The organism is Psychrobacter sp. NPDC078929, assembly GCF_050267985.1.
Classification (GTDB): domain Bacteria; phylum Pseudomonadota; class Gammaproteobacteria; order Pseudomonadales; family Moraxellaceae; genus Psychrobacter.
On the sequence record NZ_JBNNFX010000003.1, the window covers coordinates 237,012 to 251,679 of the forward strand.

Annotated in this window: 11 protein-coding genes, 2 tRNA genes and 1 pseudogene; 12 read left to right on the forward strand and 2 right to left on the reverse strand. The window is 42.4% G+C overall.

The window, feature by feature from the left end; all coding sequences use genetic code 11:
• Window positions 1-9 precede the first annotated feature (9 nt).
• Entirely contained in the window at window positions 10-576 is a 567-nt protein-coding gene (locus ACQKCG_RS03340) for a DUF2441 domain-containing protein (RefSeq protein WP_102094937.1), read from the forward strand.
• A gap of 93 nt (window positions 577-669) precedes the next feature.
• On the opposite strand, the gene ACQKCG_RS03345 is transcribed toward ACQKCG_RS03340, so the two are convergent.
• On the reverse strand, window positions 670-1,071 hold the full coding sequence (locus tag ACQKCG_RS03345) for a hypothetical protein (protein WP_102094938.1): 402 nt from the start codon (window positions 1,069-1,071) through the stop codon (window positions 670-672).
• Window positions 1,072-1,675: 604 nt separating this feature from the next.
• Here ACQKCG_RS03345 and ACQKCG_RS03350 point away from each other — a divergent pair.
• The 11 genes from ACQKCG_RS03350 to ACQKCG_RS03400 all read left to right on the forward strand — a co-directional run bounded on the left by ACQKCG_RS03350 (window position 1,676) and on the right by ACQKCG_RS03400 (window position 14,408).
• Window positions 1,676-2,725 carry an ABC transporter substrate-binding protein gene (locus ACQKCG_RS03350; RefSeq protein WP_102094939.1) on the forward strand — a complete coding sequence of 350 codons (1,050 nt, stop codon included), beginning with the start codon at window positions 1,676-1,678 and terminating at the stop codon, window positions 2,723-2,725.
• A gap of 77 nt (window positions 2,726-2,802) precedes the next feature.
• Window positions 2,803-3,843, forward strand: a complete 1,041-nt coding sequence (locus tag ACQKCG_RS03355) for an ABC transporter substrate-binding protein (protein WP_102094940.1) — start codon at window positions 2,803-2,805, stop codon at window positions 3,841-3,843.
• 446 nt (window positions 3,844-4,289) lie between these two features.
• The gene (locus ACQKCG_RS03360) at window positions 4,290-5,189 is read left to right on the forward strand and encodes an ABC transporter permease (RefSeq protein ID WP_102094941.1); all 900 of its coding nucleotides are present in this window, start codon (window positions 4,290-4,292) and stop codon (window positions 5,187-5,189) included.
• Between the two features lie 64 nt (window positions 5,190-5,253).
• Window positions 5,254-6,048 (forward strand): ABC transporter ATP-binding protein, encoded by a 795-nt coding sequence (locus ACQKCG_RS03365; RefSeq protein ID WP_057759272.1) that lies wholly within the window; start codon window positions 5,254-5,256, stop codon window positions 6,046-6,048.
• A 215-nt stretch (window positions 6,049-6,263) separates the two neighbouring features.
• Window positions 6,264-8,585 (forward strand): FdhF/YdeP family oxidoreductase, encoded by a 2,322-nt coding sequence (locus tag ACQKCG_RS03370; RefSeq protein ID WP_427585117.1) that lies wholly within the window; start codon window positions 6,264-6,266, stop codon window positions 8,583-8,585.
• A 94-nt stretch (window positions 8,586-8,679) separates the two neighbouring features.
• Window positions 8,680-9,762, forward strand: coding sequence for a formate dehydrogenase accessory sulfurtransferase FdhD (gene fdhD / locus ACQKCG_RS03375; RefSeq protein WP_240990899.1), 1,083 nt, complete (start codon window positions 8,680-8,682; stop codon window positions 9,760-9,762).
• Window positions 9,763-10,547: 785 nt separating this feature from the next.
• A complete protein-coding gene (locus tag ACQKCG_RS03380; protein ID WP_322868758.1) occupies window positions 10,548-12,197 on the forward strand; it encodes a sodium:solute symporter family protein in 1,650 nt (549 codons plus the stop codon).
• An 84-nt stretch (window positions 12,198-12,281) separates the two neighbouring features.
• A complete protein-coding gene (locus tag ACQKCG_RS03385; RefSeq protein WP_219621825.1) occupies window positions 12,282-12,416 on the forward strand; it encodes a putative transporter small subunit in 135 nt (44 codons plus the stop codon).
• A 181-nt stretch (window positions 12,417-12,597) separates the two neighbouring features.
• Window positions 12,598-12,671 (forward strand) — tRNA-Cys (locus ACQKCG_RS03390).
• Window positions 12,672-12,795: 124 nt separating this feature from the next.
• Window positions 12,796-12,882 (forward strand) — tRNA-Leu (locus tag ACQKCG_RS03395).
• A gap of 164 nt (window positions 12,883-13,046) precedes the next feature.
• Window positions 13,047-14,408, forward strand: coding sequence for a tyrosine-type recombinase/integrase (locus ACQKCG_RS03400; RefSeq protein WP_427585118.1), 1,362 nt, complete (start codon window positions 13,047-13,049; stop codon window positions 14,406-14,408).
• A 131-nt stretch (window positions 14,409-14,539) separates the two neighbouring features.
• On the opposite strand, the pseudogene ACQKCG_RS03405 reads toward ACQKCG_RS03400, so the two are convergent.
• Window positions 14,540-14,668 (reverse strand): annotated as a pseudogene (locus tag ACQKCG_RS03405) (IS5/IS1182 family transposase); the annotation flags it as partial.

A 14,668-nucleotide genomic window follows, 5' to 3' on the forward strand; every position in this document is an offset into this window, starting at 1 on the left:
GATGTAAACTTGTCAAAGTTCTATACAGTTGATCGCTCAAATAATATAGATCAAAATATGGTCTTTTCGCTTCAAAAAAACTATTCTGACCATAAAATATGGACTGTTCAAGATATATATGATGAAGAAGATGCAATCGCTAGAATAGAACAGCTTTACCCTGAAGGTTTATCATTTCATGGTATACAATATTTAATCAAAGAGTGTCTAGTTATTTTTAAAAATATGACAAGGGAACCTTTACCATTAGCTCCCACAACACCGATGATTGAAGCCGTATTTGAGCTTGTCCGTCGAAATGAGTTTCCTCAACTTCCTTCTCGCCTGCAGTCAATGTTTGCATGGTGTAACTTAGATGATGCAAGAGAATTTAATTCGTCTTTAGGCGACAAACATTCTATATTCGAGGTAGAAATCAAAAATGCTTTTATAGCAGATCAAAAACTACTTTACTTAGGCGGCTCTGTTATTGGTACGTATGAAATGGCTCGTAAATACTGGTCAGGTGACAGAAGCAATAACTGTAAACTAGAAGCTGTTATACCTTTGCCTGCAGTTATTGGTAACAAAGTCTAGATATTATCATTAACATCATTTAAAAAAAGATGCCCTAAGTGGCATCTTTTTTTATGGCTGATTTAGCAAATGGCTAAAAACCAAGCCTGATACTTATCTGCTCAAAATATCGATGATCTGCAACGTATCATTAATCACCGTCACAATGTTGTTTTCTGGCGTACGAATACGAACGTAACGGTCATCATAACGATCTAAAACGACAGAACGGTCATAATCCCTTCTATCAATCTTGCCGACTACTCTATAACCGTATCTATCAAGATCACGCTTAAATGAAGCATTTGGGCTAGCATTGCGATAAGCGTTAATACTTGGGTGGGCGTTGCCATTATGCTTATAGTTTTTACTGACATGGGCAGAGTTACCTTTGCTATTACCATGTCCATTACCGTGCCCGTTTCCATGACCATCTTTTGCCATAGCAGGCAATCCAATCAAAGAAGTAGCAGTGATACCAGCGATGGTTAATAATTTGAGATTAGCAGTGTTCATTATATTATCCTTAAAATAGTCATTCGAAAAATTTAGATAAACTATAAGGTCTATTTTGTATTCACTATGGCAGCACAATGTCACCAAAATGACTGGATTATCTTTAGACTTATCATGTTTCTCGTATGAAAATTAGCTTACGTTAATTATGAAGTGAGTACGTAATAGATGCGTTGCTAGGCTGTAAGCGTTTTGCATATGGTTTGAGCAAACAAAAGTACCTTAGTGGCATCCTTTATATTTAGATCTACATAAGAGCTTCAATGCATTACGCGTCTTGATAAGATAAAAAGAAGTGATGATTTTTTTATTATCCATCACCATGACCGCCACACATTAATTTTTTATTGCGATAACTTACATTACTGTCATAATATGAACATAATAATCGATGGAACGATTACTTTATTTAATTGTTAGCCTGCTATCTCAGCATCAACATAGCATTGACTTGGCTAATCTGCATTCTTCAATATCATGGCAAAAAACCAAAGTACACCAAACAGATGAGCAAAATGAATACTATATAAGTTAGTAGGCTCAGTCAGTCTGGCAGTATCCATTTGGTTTTTGCGATTGATATAACCTATGAGTTAACCTAATAATGACTATCGCTTCTACTCTACGCTTAAGCCTATATGGCGTTGCTCTTAGTGCCATTAGCACACTTGGACTAATCGGCTGCTCAAACTCCTCTACCGAGACCGCAGCGACTGCTGAAAATAGCACGGCTACAGACAAACCTGCCAAATCAATTGCCATTACTCAAATCGTTGAGCATCCATCATTAGATGATATGCGCCGCGGGATTATTGATGAATTGGCAGATAATGGTTATGTCGAAGGTCAAAACCTAACTGTTAACTTTCAAAGTGCGCAAGGAAACACAGCGACTGCAGGACAGATTGCCAAACAATTTGCAGGAGACAACCCTGATGCGATCGTAGCAATCTCAACGCCTTCTGCGCAGTCAGTGGTAGCCGCGACCACCACTATCCCTATTATCTATACTGCTGTGTCAGATCCGCTAGGTGCCAAACTCATCACAGCAGATGGCAAGCCCTTTCAAAGCAATTTGACTGGACTATCAAGCCAGCTGCCATTAGAGCCGCAATTAGATTTATTACAGCAAATAAAGCCTGACTTAAAAACCATCGGTTATGTCTATAGCCCAGGTGAAGCAAACTCAGTGTCATTGCGTGAGAACCTAAAACAAGCTCTACCAGCAAGAGGTCTGTCCCTATTAGACATTCCTGCCAATCGTCCAACGGATATCGGTATGGCGACGCGCAGCTTGCAAGGACGCGCAGATATCATCTATACCTCATTTGACAACAATGTTGCTTCTGCCTTTGAGGCCATGACCCAAGCAGCAAATGAGCTCAAGTTACCGATTATCGCGTCTGATGAATTCAGTGTAAAACGCGGCGCGACTGCTGCGCTTGGTGTTAATGACTATGACTTTGGTCGTACCACTGGCAAGATGGTATATCGCGTGTTAAATGGCGAAGCGGTCAACACCATCAAACCTGAAGTCATGAATGACCTGACCTTATATGTCAGTCCTAAGCACGCCAAAACACAAGGTGTCAGCTTGCCAGCAGAGTTACTAAAAAACGCCATCAATGTTGATATTGATGCTGAAACCAAATAAAAAGTAGTAAGCTATCTATTAGCTCGTCAATTATTTATATAGTGTACGGACACACTATTATTTTAGGAGTAAGACCCATGTTGTCTCAAAATCGTTTTGGTCGTTTTAATTTCGGTAAGGCTTTATTATTAGGCGGTGTATGTACGGCTATCTTGACTGGTTGTAACCAATCAGCACAAGATGATGGCTCTACGGATGCTGCCGCTAGTGGTGATGCAGCGACAGCTATGAAGACCGTTGCTATTACCGCTATCGTCGAACATCCAGCGCTTGATGATGTACGTAAAGGTGTCATCGACGAGCTAAACGAAGCAGGCTTCAAGGACGGTGAAAACTTAACCGTTAACTTCCAAAGCGCGCAAGGAAACACTGCTACTGCTGGTCAGATTGCCAAGCAATTTGTCGCTGATGCGCCAGATGTTATCGTCGCTATCGCAACGCCATCTGCTCAATCTGTTGCCGCTTCTACTAGCAGCATTCCATTGGTATTCTCAGCAGTTACTGACCCAGTAGCAGCCAAACTGGTACCTAAGCTAGATGGATCTGGCACCAACGTTACAGGCGCATCAGATGCCCTACCGTACGAGCCACAGATTGATTTGATGCGTCAAATCATTCCATCATTAAAGAACGTCGGTTATGTCTATAGCCCAGGTGAAGTCAACTCAACGATTATCTTAAAAAATCTTAAAGAGAAGCTAACACCACTCGGTATCAATGTACTTGAAGCACCTGCACAGCGTAGTAACGACATTGCGATGGCAGCCCGTAGTCTCGAAGGTAAGGTCGATATGATCTATACTTCAACTGACAACAACGTGGTATCAGCGTACGAATCACTTTATCAAATCGCTAAACAAAGTAAGATTCCTCTAATTGCCTCAGACACTAGCTCAGTTGAGCGCGGTGCCGTTGCTGCACTAGGCGTGGACTACTATGAGCTTGGCCGTGAAACGGGCAAAATCGTTGTGCGTATCCTGAACGGTGAAAAAGCGGGCGCTATCCCTGTTTACACCCCGCAAGCGCTTAATCTATATGTCAGCCCAAAACATGCCAAAGAAGAAGGCATTACTTTGTCACAAGCGGTTATCGATAAAGCAAAAGAAGTGGTAGAATAACGCACCTTTATATTTAGCTCAGAGTAGCAGCCGTTATAAGATAGCCGTAACGCTTATTAATTGATCGTCTATCTTATGCTTCGATGTTAAATGTTAGACAAGAAACCCAGCTATGAATCAGTAGGCTGGGCTTCTTGTTTCAGTAACGCCTATTTCAATAAGCTTGTTTCGTATATTGCGGTATTTAGCTTGTGGCTTATCTGGTACTTGTTGCGTAAAATATACTTTACCTCATCGAATATTGCTGTTGCTTGAATCAGAGCTTTAAACCAAGGTAACTTATGATCGTTATTAATCGTGACCTGTTTTGGTTTACCCTAACCGCAGATTGCTTAATCTGTTAAATTCACCGCTTAGCTGTTTAGCAGGTAGATGATTTTGGCAATTGCCACTTACCTATCTTGATACCATACGCTAGACACTGGGTTATGACTTACTGATCTCTTATGTCTTTAATTGCTTTTTTTGGTGCGCTTGAAAGTGGTCTGATTTATGGCCTAGTCGCACTCGGTGTGCTGATTTCATTTCGTACACTCGACTTTCCTGATTTGACCGCTGACGGTAGTTTTCCGTTAGGCGGCGCCGTCGCTGGCATTTCTATCGTCGCTGGTATCAACCCGTGGATCGCCTGTGCTTTTGGTATGTTAGCAGGGTCAGTCGCTGGTATCGTCACCGCATGGCTGCACGTCAAGCTCGGTATCCTGCAACTGCTCGCTAGTATCTTGGTGATGGTCGCTCTATATTCTGTCAACCTACGCATTATGGGTGCGCCAAACCTACCTTTGCTTGGTGAGACGACGGTATTTAGTAGCTTAGTCACTGACGGCAATGGTTATTGGATGCGCTGTCTGATTATCGGTGTCGTCGTCGCGCTCGCGATGTTATTTTTAAACTGGTTTTATAGCACCGAAACTGGGCTATCGATGCGCGCTACTGGCTCAAACTTAAGAATGGCACAGGCGCAAGGTATCAATACCTCATGGATGACCATCATCGGTATGGCGATTTCTAACGGCTTGATTGCCTTAGCGGGTGCGCTATTTGTCCAGACCCAAGGCGGCGCTGATATCTCTATCGGTATCGGTACCATCGTCATTGGTCTAGCAGCGGTCATCATCGGTGAGACCATCATTCCTGCCAAGCGTATTTGGCTGATTACCTTTGCCGTTGTTGTCGGCGCGGTACTGTATAAGCTATTTATTCAGGTCGCACTATCAAGCGATACGCTACGTAGCATCGGCTTTGGACCACAGGATTTGAACTTGATTACCGCATTGCTCGTGGTACTAGCCTTAGTATTGCCAAAAGCGAAAACCAAGTTTTTATCACGCAAAGTTCGCGCCTAATGACAGTCAAAGCAAGTATTGATAATACTTGTGACGCTTGAAGAGATAATAAGGAATAACGATTATGATGCAAGCCACCGATTTACGGTTGACCTTTAACCCAGGCACGCCAATCGAAAACCCTGCCCTACGTGGTATCAGCTTAAATATTGCTGATGGTGAATTTGTCACTGTCATCGGTACCAATGGCGCAGGTAAATCTACTTTTTTGAACGCGGTAAGCGGTACGACGCGTGTCGATAGTGGCTCAATCTTGCTAAATGGCATTGATGTGACCAAAAAGTCTGCTCATCAACGCGCGCATTGGGTTGCTCGTGTCTTTCAGGATCCGATGGCGGGCACTTGTGAAGCGCTCACGATTGAAGAAAATATGGCTTTGGCCTACAAACGCGGCGGTAATCGCGGTCTGAAATTTGCACTGAATCAAAACAACCGCGATTTGTTCCGAGAAAAACTATCCGTTTTAAAGTTAGGTCTAGAAAATCGTCTAACCGATCGTATGGGTCTACTCTCTGGTGGTCAACGTCAGGCAGTAAGTCTTCTAATGGCATCATTGCAGCCTTCTAAAATCTTGTTGCTTGATGAGCATACTGCAGCTCTTGATCCAAAGACTGCGGCTTTTGTCTTAGAATTGACTGATAAGATTGTCACGGATAATAAACTGACTACGATGATGGTTACCCACTCTATGCAACAAGCATTGGCACATGGTACACGCACCGTTATGCTGCATCAGGGTCAAGTCGTGTTGGATGTGGCTGGTGACATTCGCAAAGGCATGACCGTACATGATCTACTCGATATGTTTGAGCAAACACGTGGCGAAAAAGTTGAAGACGACAGTTTGATTTTGAGCTAAGTTTTTAAGCTAATGCTTTCCATGACTTACGACTTGTAAGTTGGTACCTGTCGGATATAATCATTTCCGATAACTTCAAAGACCTTCAAGAGAATTGATTTTTCTTGGAGGTTTTTTGTTATCTATAGTTAATGATCATATGAACTTTTCACTGACCATTATATAGTTGTCGTCTATCAAAGCTTCGCTATTGTCATCTATCTATGAGGTCTGTCATGCGCAAAATTCCTATCTACTCCCACCCTGCTGCTGGTTGGCCTGCGCTGATCTCATCTACCCAAAAACTAATGGACTATAAGACATTTTTGCGTGGCGGTATAAGTGTATTTAAAAGCAATCAGCCGCAAGGCGGATTTGACTGCCCAGGCTGTGCTTGGCCTGACCATAAGTCGCACAAAGCCATCGATGTCTGTGAAAACGGCATTAAAGTCATTGCCAGTGAGACCATGACCCACAAAGCAGATGCCGAGTTTTTTGCGAGACATACTGTCACTGAACTACAGGGATGGACTGGTTACGAGCTGGAACACAGTGGACGTTTATCAGAGCCGATGTATTACGATGCGGCGCAAGATCGCTATGTTCCTATCCCTTGGGAAGCCGCTTACAGCTTAATCGCTGAGCAGTTAGGACAGCTTGATTCACCTGATGAGGCATTATTTTATACATCAGGCCGTGTGACTAACGAGCCTGCCTTCTTATTTCAATTGTTCGTACGCTGCTTTGGTACCAATAATTTGCCTGATTGCTCAAATATGTGTCACGAGCCAACCTCAGTAATGCTAAGCAGACAGCTAGGTATTGGTAAAGCGACGGTCATGCTAGAAGATTTTGAGCAAGCCAAGCTGATATTGATGTTTGGGCAAAACCCAGCGACCAACCATCCACGTATGCTAGAGATGCTCGCCCATGCGCATGAGCAAGGCTGTCGAATCATCTCAATCAACCCGATGCGTGAACAAGGTTTAAGCAAGTTCAGAAATCCACAAAAACCAACTCACATGGCAGCCGGTCAAAGTGCTGATATGGTCGATGACGTTATTCAAATTCAAATCGGCGGTGATGCAGCCTTATTGACGGGCATTGCCAAGTGGTTAATCGAAAACGATAAAATCAATCATGATTTTATTACCACTCATACTTCAGGATTTGAACCTCTAAAACAGTGGCTAACAGAGCAATCATGGTCAGATATCACACTTGGCTGCGGTATTTCTCAGACAGATATTATCAATCTCGCTGAGCTGGTAGCTGATAGTCCAGCAACGATTTGCACTTGGGGCATGGGCATTACTCAGCATGTACAGGGTGATGACAATGTGGCGATGATTACCAACTTGCTCCTGCTGATGGGTATGATTGGTATCGACGGCGCTGGTGCATCCCCAGTACGTGGGCACTCCAACGTACAGGGCGATCGCACTATGGGTATCCATGAGCGTCCTAGCAAAAGCTTACTAGACAGTTTAGAGCGTGTGTTTAAGCACCCTATGCCACAAGAACATGGCTACGATGTCGTCACAGGTGCCAAGGCTCTTATCGCAGGTAAATTGAAAGTCTTTATGGGCATGGGTGGTAACTATGCAGTGGCCGCCCCTGATACCAGCGCGATTGAGCAAGCCTTAACCACTACTCAGCTTAATATATTTGTCGGTACTAAGCTCAATGAGACCATGCTATACCCCGGTGCTAACAATTTGATCCTACCTTGCTTAGGCCGTACCGAACGTATTGTCACAACAAAGGGTGAGCAATTTGCCACTATCGAAGACTCCATGTGTCAGATCGTACCCACTCAGGGCAAACTCAAACCTGTTAGTGATACTCTAAAATCTGAAGCTCAAATCGTAGCGGATATTGCGACCCATGTACTCGGCGCCGACTCGTCTATTCCTTGGCTTGCGATGAGTGAGGATTTCGATATTATTCGGGACTATATCGCTCAAGCGATTAATGGATTTGAAGACTTCAATCAGCGTATTCGTACCTCTGAGCGTGGCTTTCATTTGTATCATGCGGCGCGTCATCGTGTATGGAATACCGAAAGCGGCAAAGCCCAGTTTGAAGTCCCACAATATCCGATTACTTTTGTCGCTGCACAAATGGCAGCCGCAAACGATATCGATGATGTTGAAAATACAGCGCAAAAGATTTGGCAATTGACCAGTGTCCGCAGCCATGACCAATTTAACACTATGATTTTTGGGTTTAAAGACCGCTATCGTCAAACGGATCGTCGTGACGTGCTGTTCATGCATCCCGATGAAATAAGTCGTTTAGGTTGGCAAAAAGGTGACCGTGTTATAGTCACTCGCCAGCGTGCTAAAGATAGCCTAGAGCAACCACGCATATTGGGCCCATTGGTATTGAGCGAGATGGATATTGCCTCTAACGCTGTCGCCGCTTACTACCCTGAGTGCAATGATCTCTTTGATTTGGAGACACATGCGCCAGAATCTCATATCCCAGCGTACAAATCGACGACCGTCGTTTTAGAGCGCGTAGAGGCAAATACATCAATAGCTACGCCTGCGTAAATCATACTGCGGAGAGCCGATGAGAATGACATTTTCATTGGCTACTCCTCTAAATGACCATAAACACACTCATATTTCTAGGCCATGATAAACCGTGATAACCATTGAAAATAACGCTCAGCAAAGTGAGGCTCTTATCGACCCCGCTATGATAGATAACTCAACTAGCACTAAGATAGTTACACCTGAGCTGTCTAACGATGAGAGGTTGTCAGAGAGACCACTTGCTCGTAGCCACTTAGCACAAAAGCATCATTACCCGTCAGTTAGCAATAACCCTACTCATGACTCTCACCTTCAAATTGAATCTCAGACTACTAGCTTAGCCGTAGAAGCTGCGGTCTCTATCATTATTAATGGGATTCATTATGCTGTGTTGATGGCCAGTCCTCATCAGTTAGAGTATTTGGCTGTTGGGTTCTTATTTAGTGAAGGCTTAATTCAATACAGTCACGAGTTACTCGACTGGGAAGTGACTCACCTTGCAGATATCGCTAGCTACCAGAAGTTTGCTCAAGATTCGAATGATGAAAGCCTTGACTCAGTATCAATTGAGCAAAGCTTAGAACAATTTCAAGATTACGATATATATGTCGTGGAGTTGGTATTGAGCCAACGCTGCCATCAACGTATCCAAGCACAAAAACGACAGCTCGCAGGGCGTACAGGCTGCGGTATGTGCGGTATTACTGGACTAACGCAAGCTTTGCCTGATTTAAGTACTTACTCACAAGACCATTTACACCATGAACATAACCAACAGACAGGTATAAATGGCATTCAAACGAGCGCACCAAGTCTTGACTCCCTATTGGCACTGCGTCAACAAGTGGATGCCGCGCAACATACGCATCAACTGACAGGTGCGGTACATGCCGCAGCGACGATACATAATCAGCAGCTACATTTATTCGAGGATGTAGGCCGCCATAATGCACTTGATAAACTCATCGGTTGGCAATTACGCCAAAAAGCAGACGTTAGCTGTGTGCTTATGACTTCGCGTCTCTCTATTGAACTGGTTCAAAAGTCTATTCGAAGTCAAATCCCGTGGCTAGTTGGCATGTCAGCGCCTACCAGTACAGCAGTGCGCGTGGCTGAGCGTTATGGCCTTGGATTGGCTGGATTTTTACGTGATAACCGAGTCACTTACTATACCAAACAAGATAATATATAAAAATTCACTTCTACTTGTTCATTGAGAGCAACCATCATCTATCGCTCATTATCTATTTTTCTAATGAAAGCTTCAGCTAACCATTCATGGTTATAACTTAGCTCATAGCGATATATCACTCGATGCTACTAATAATAAAACCTTATCTTTCAATGCTTTATTAAAAATATTATTAAATCTCTTTAAATAAATACTTATATATCATCTTCGGTCATTGTTTGGTAAATATCGGATAATGTTTGAGGTTAATGACATAATAGGTTACTCTTATCCCGCAAATATGTTACAGGCACTTAACAAATATGTAGTTTTATTTATTAATGCCGCTTAGTAACACATCAATCGCAATAGATGAGTAGAGATTTCTCAGCTATTGTTTATTACAGCTGATAAGGCTGTCTAAATCGAGTTTGGGTCATTTTATCATGGCTTAGTGCTTATTCGTAATTCCGCTATAGACACTCATCACATGAGTTTTCTTTAGCATGTAGCTACCTTTGTGTATGCCTATTAATAGCGTGATGGTTTACCCATTAACTGACGCCTATTGAAAGTAGTCCCTGTCTTTTTGATTTGACAGTATCTGTCTCATTAAGATTTGGGCGTAACACTTAGCATTTGCTTACCACTGCAGTTGGTATTTTCGCTATTTATATTAGCCACATACGTTCGGTATGAGGACTGTGTAGGCTATGCTGTATTCCTAATGGTTTGGTATCTTTCATTTTTGCTGAACTTTATTCATCAACTAACAATTGCGAGGTCTGAGTTTGAAAACTGAGTCATTGTTCCAATTTTCATCATTAACGATTATTTTATTATTATTAGCATTTTATGGCGGCACCTATTTACTGTCCTTATTAATCAAAAAAGATAAAGAGACCACTTCTGGATTTATGGTCGCAGGTCACGGTGTTGGCTTTGGTATGGGTGCAGCCAGCATGACCGCCACTTGGATTTGGGCAGCCTCATTTTACGCTGCGGCCACCTCTGGCTATAAGTACGGCGTATCAGGGCCGATACATTATGGCTTTTGGGGTGCATTGATGATTTTATTCATCTACCCTTTTGGTATGCGCTTTCGTGAATTGGCACCAGATGGCCATACACTAGGTGAACTGATTCATGCCCGCCACGGTTCATCAAGCCAATTAATCTTAGCCATATCCAACATTATGGGCAGTTTAATTAGCTTGATGGTCAACTTTACTGCTGCTGGAGCCTTGGTATCTGTTCTTTCGCCATTATCTTTCCAAACAGGGGTAATGATTGCAGGTATTGGTGTCCTAAGTTATACGCTAACATCAGGCTTTCGAGCATCCGTCTTTACGGATTTCGCCCAGTTGGTCGCTCTAATGGCCATTGGTATTGTCATTATCCCAGCGGTATTATTTGCTATGGGCGGCCCTGAAGTTATGGTTAGCGGCCTGTCAAACCTGACTTTGGAGCAACAGAATTTCTTTTCTTCTGAGGCATTCTTTCAACAAGGTGCGCCTTATTTTGTAGCGGTATTGGCATATGCTATTGGTAATCAAACCATCACTCAGCGCCTATTTGCTATTGATAAGACCAAAATCAAAGCAACGTTTATCACTGCTACGGTTGGCTATGCGGGTATCGTCATCGGCCTTGGTATGATTGGATTAATGGCTGTGACTATTGGTGTTGAACCACTCGATGGCAATATGAATAACCTAATCCCTCAAATGGTTAGTACTTATCTACATCCAGTCTTTATTGCATTATTTTTTATTTTAGTGATTGGTTCATTGTCCTCAACTGCTGATTCAGATTTGTCAGCGCTATCAACTATTATGATGGCGGATGTCTACGGTAAAAATATCGCCAAAAAAGGCCATGTTAAACCTAAAACAATGATGCTAATTGGTCGCGGCACGATGATTGTTGCGACAGCAGCTGGACTAATTTTTGCGAGCTTTAAGCTTGATATTCTCGTCATGCTAGTATTTGTTGGTGCACTATGGGGGGCTATTGTCTTCCCTGTTATCGCCAGTGTGTTTTGGAATCGCGTCACCAACACTGCCTTTACCTCAGCAGTTATCGTCGGACTACTCTTATTTTGCGTTGCCCGTTTCGAATTACTCCCAATCACTGGTGTCACCGCCCTATTCTTTGAAATACTGGCCAGTGTCGGTGCAGCGGTTGTTATTGGGCTAATGGTCTTTGGATTCTTAGGTCGTAAGATTGGCATGGTCGCCGCAGTTATCACGCTAGTGCTGATGCTTATCTTCGCTACTGGCTTCTTACGTCAATATATGGTCCTGCTAGCCTCTCTAACAGCTTACGGCGCTAGTACCGTCGTCTGTGTGATTATCAGCCTGATGGGAGACGAACACTTCGACTTCGACTTAATTAAGCAGCGTGTGGGCAATTACGATAAAAAGTCGGAAATCCCATCGTCACTTAAATCTTAAATCAAAGTCGCTTTATCCAAGTGCCGATTGGCCAGAAGTATTTGGCTAATCGCTACTTACTTAGCGATATTATAAGGAGATATCATGGACAACGTTTTTATCTACGGCTTATATATCTTAATTTGGCCCGCCATTACTCTTGGCGTACTCGTATTAATTTGCACGGCCACTTATCGTGATGTGAAAAGTGCCAAACGTAACAATAAAGATATAGTTTAGCGCACTATATTTTAAACCATCATCATTAAACACTGGTTTACTAATAGTTTGAAAAAGCCTATTAACAGTATAAACGCTTCTAAATTGGGGCTAAATATAGATAAGATAATAAATAAGCTGTTTTTAATGAAAAAAGGACTTGTAATTTACTATATTTTTGCTAATATAGGCGACCTTGATTGGCTGGATGGCAGAGTGGTCATGCAGCGGACTGCAACTCCGTTAACGCCGGTTCGATTCCGACTCCAGCCTCCAATTATTTATTAACTTTACGTTAATTTTGGCTTGCATTATTATCACAACCGATTATAATAGCGACCACTTATCTAGTAACTAGATGGTCTATCAGCTAGTTTACATCTTAGATAAAACAAGTTTTGCCCGGGTGGTGAAATTGGTAGACACAAGGGATTTAAAATCCCTCGCTAGCAATAGCGTGCCGGTTCAAGTCCGGCTCCGGGTACCATTACATAGTCCTATACTATCTTATAGAACAGCTAAAGCCCCTGATATCAGGGGCTTTGTTGTATCTGGCGTTCTATACTGTCCTATGAATCTATCCTAATCCATGCACTTTGAGTATACTGTCAAGTATACCGAGTTTTGAGTCTACTCATAGAGATCTAGGATATGGAAAGAAAAGCGATCAGTTCAGACAGAAGCATCAGCAGCCATAAGCCTGAAGATAAGAAGTACTTCGTTGCTGTCAAAAATCATCCCAAACTATTCTTAATGGTACGTCCTACTGAGACTAAGTCATGGATGTACCGCTACTACCCTCCTTCAAATTCTAAGCAAAGTATTATATCCATTGGTATATATCCAAGTATCTCGTATGCACGTGCGTGTGAGGTTTGGCGTGAATATGAAGACCTGTTAAGCAAAGGTATTGACCCAAAATTTCATCGTGAAGAAATAAAGAAAATTATTATTAGTAAAACTAAAAACTCTTTTAATCATTTTGCTTGGGAGTATTTTGATAGCTTAGATCAGGCTCAGAAAAGTAACACCCTCATTCGTAAGAAAGGTCGTCTTGATCTTATATGCAAATATATTGGTGACGAGCCAATCAGCGATATTACATCTCCTAAAATGCTTGAAGTGCTATTAGACATCCAAGCTAAGTCATTAAACAAGGATGGTAAGCCCACAGACAAGGCTGAACGCTGTGCTGGCATTGCCAGTGATGTGTTTGTCTATGCTGGGGCACGAGGTTTCTGTACGAGTGATCCTGCGGCGCTCATTAAGAGCCAATTAGCTAAGTCAAGTTACGGTCATCGTCCTGCGGTTACTAAACCGAAGGACTTGGCTAAATTACTTAAAGCTATCGAAACAATAGAAGGTGACCCAAACACCATAAATTCCCTTAGGCTATTAGCGCTTCTGTTTGTTCGCAATGGTGATTTAAGACGTATGAGCTGGGCTGATCTAGACCTAGAAACTGGCAGATGGCGATTAAAGCCATTGAAGGGGCAAGGCAAGGTAAACATGGTCAAAGACATGGTCGTTCCCCTACCTCGTCAAGCCGTAGCTATATTGAGTGAACAACAAAAAATTAATGGTCATACTGAATACGTATTTTTTAGCCAGACGGCAAAAAAGCATCAGATCATCTCTGATGCGACAGCGAATAAGCGGTTAAAGGATTTAGGCTATAAAGATATACATTGTGCTCATGGCTTTAGAGCGACAGCGAAGACCATCCTACAAGAGCAGTTAAAGTATCCACTTGTGCTTGTAGAGATGGCATTGGGTCATACGACGAAAGATCCTAATGGAACCGCCTATGGTCGATTTGAATACATTGATGATCGTAGTAATATGATGCAGAAGTGGGCGGACTATTTAGATGCTTTGCGTGAAGGTAGAGATACGGCAGAATTTAGAGCAGATGCCCAAAACAAGTCTGATTCTACTACCCATCTGCAAGCGTTGATTGACCAGCTGGGAGAGGATAAGGTTTTAAGGATACTTCAAGCTGATGTAATGTGAATATAGGTAAAGCCAGCTGTATTATTAACATTAGTCAAATATATATTATTAATAGAAACATTTTTAATTCATGAATTATTTTGTTAGCTATAAAAGCTTTTGTAACACAGCCTTTAGGGTGTGTATAGAATTCAAATGAGTGGCAACCAGATAAAGACACAAGCAAGCATTACCGCCGCTGCATAGCTATCTTTGAGCTTATCATATCGCGTGGCAATGCCCCTAAAATGTTTCAATCTAGCAAAAGCGTTTTCTACCAA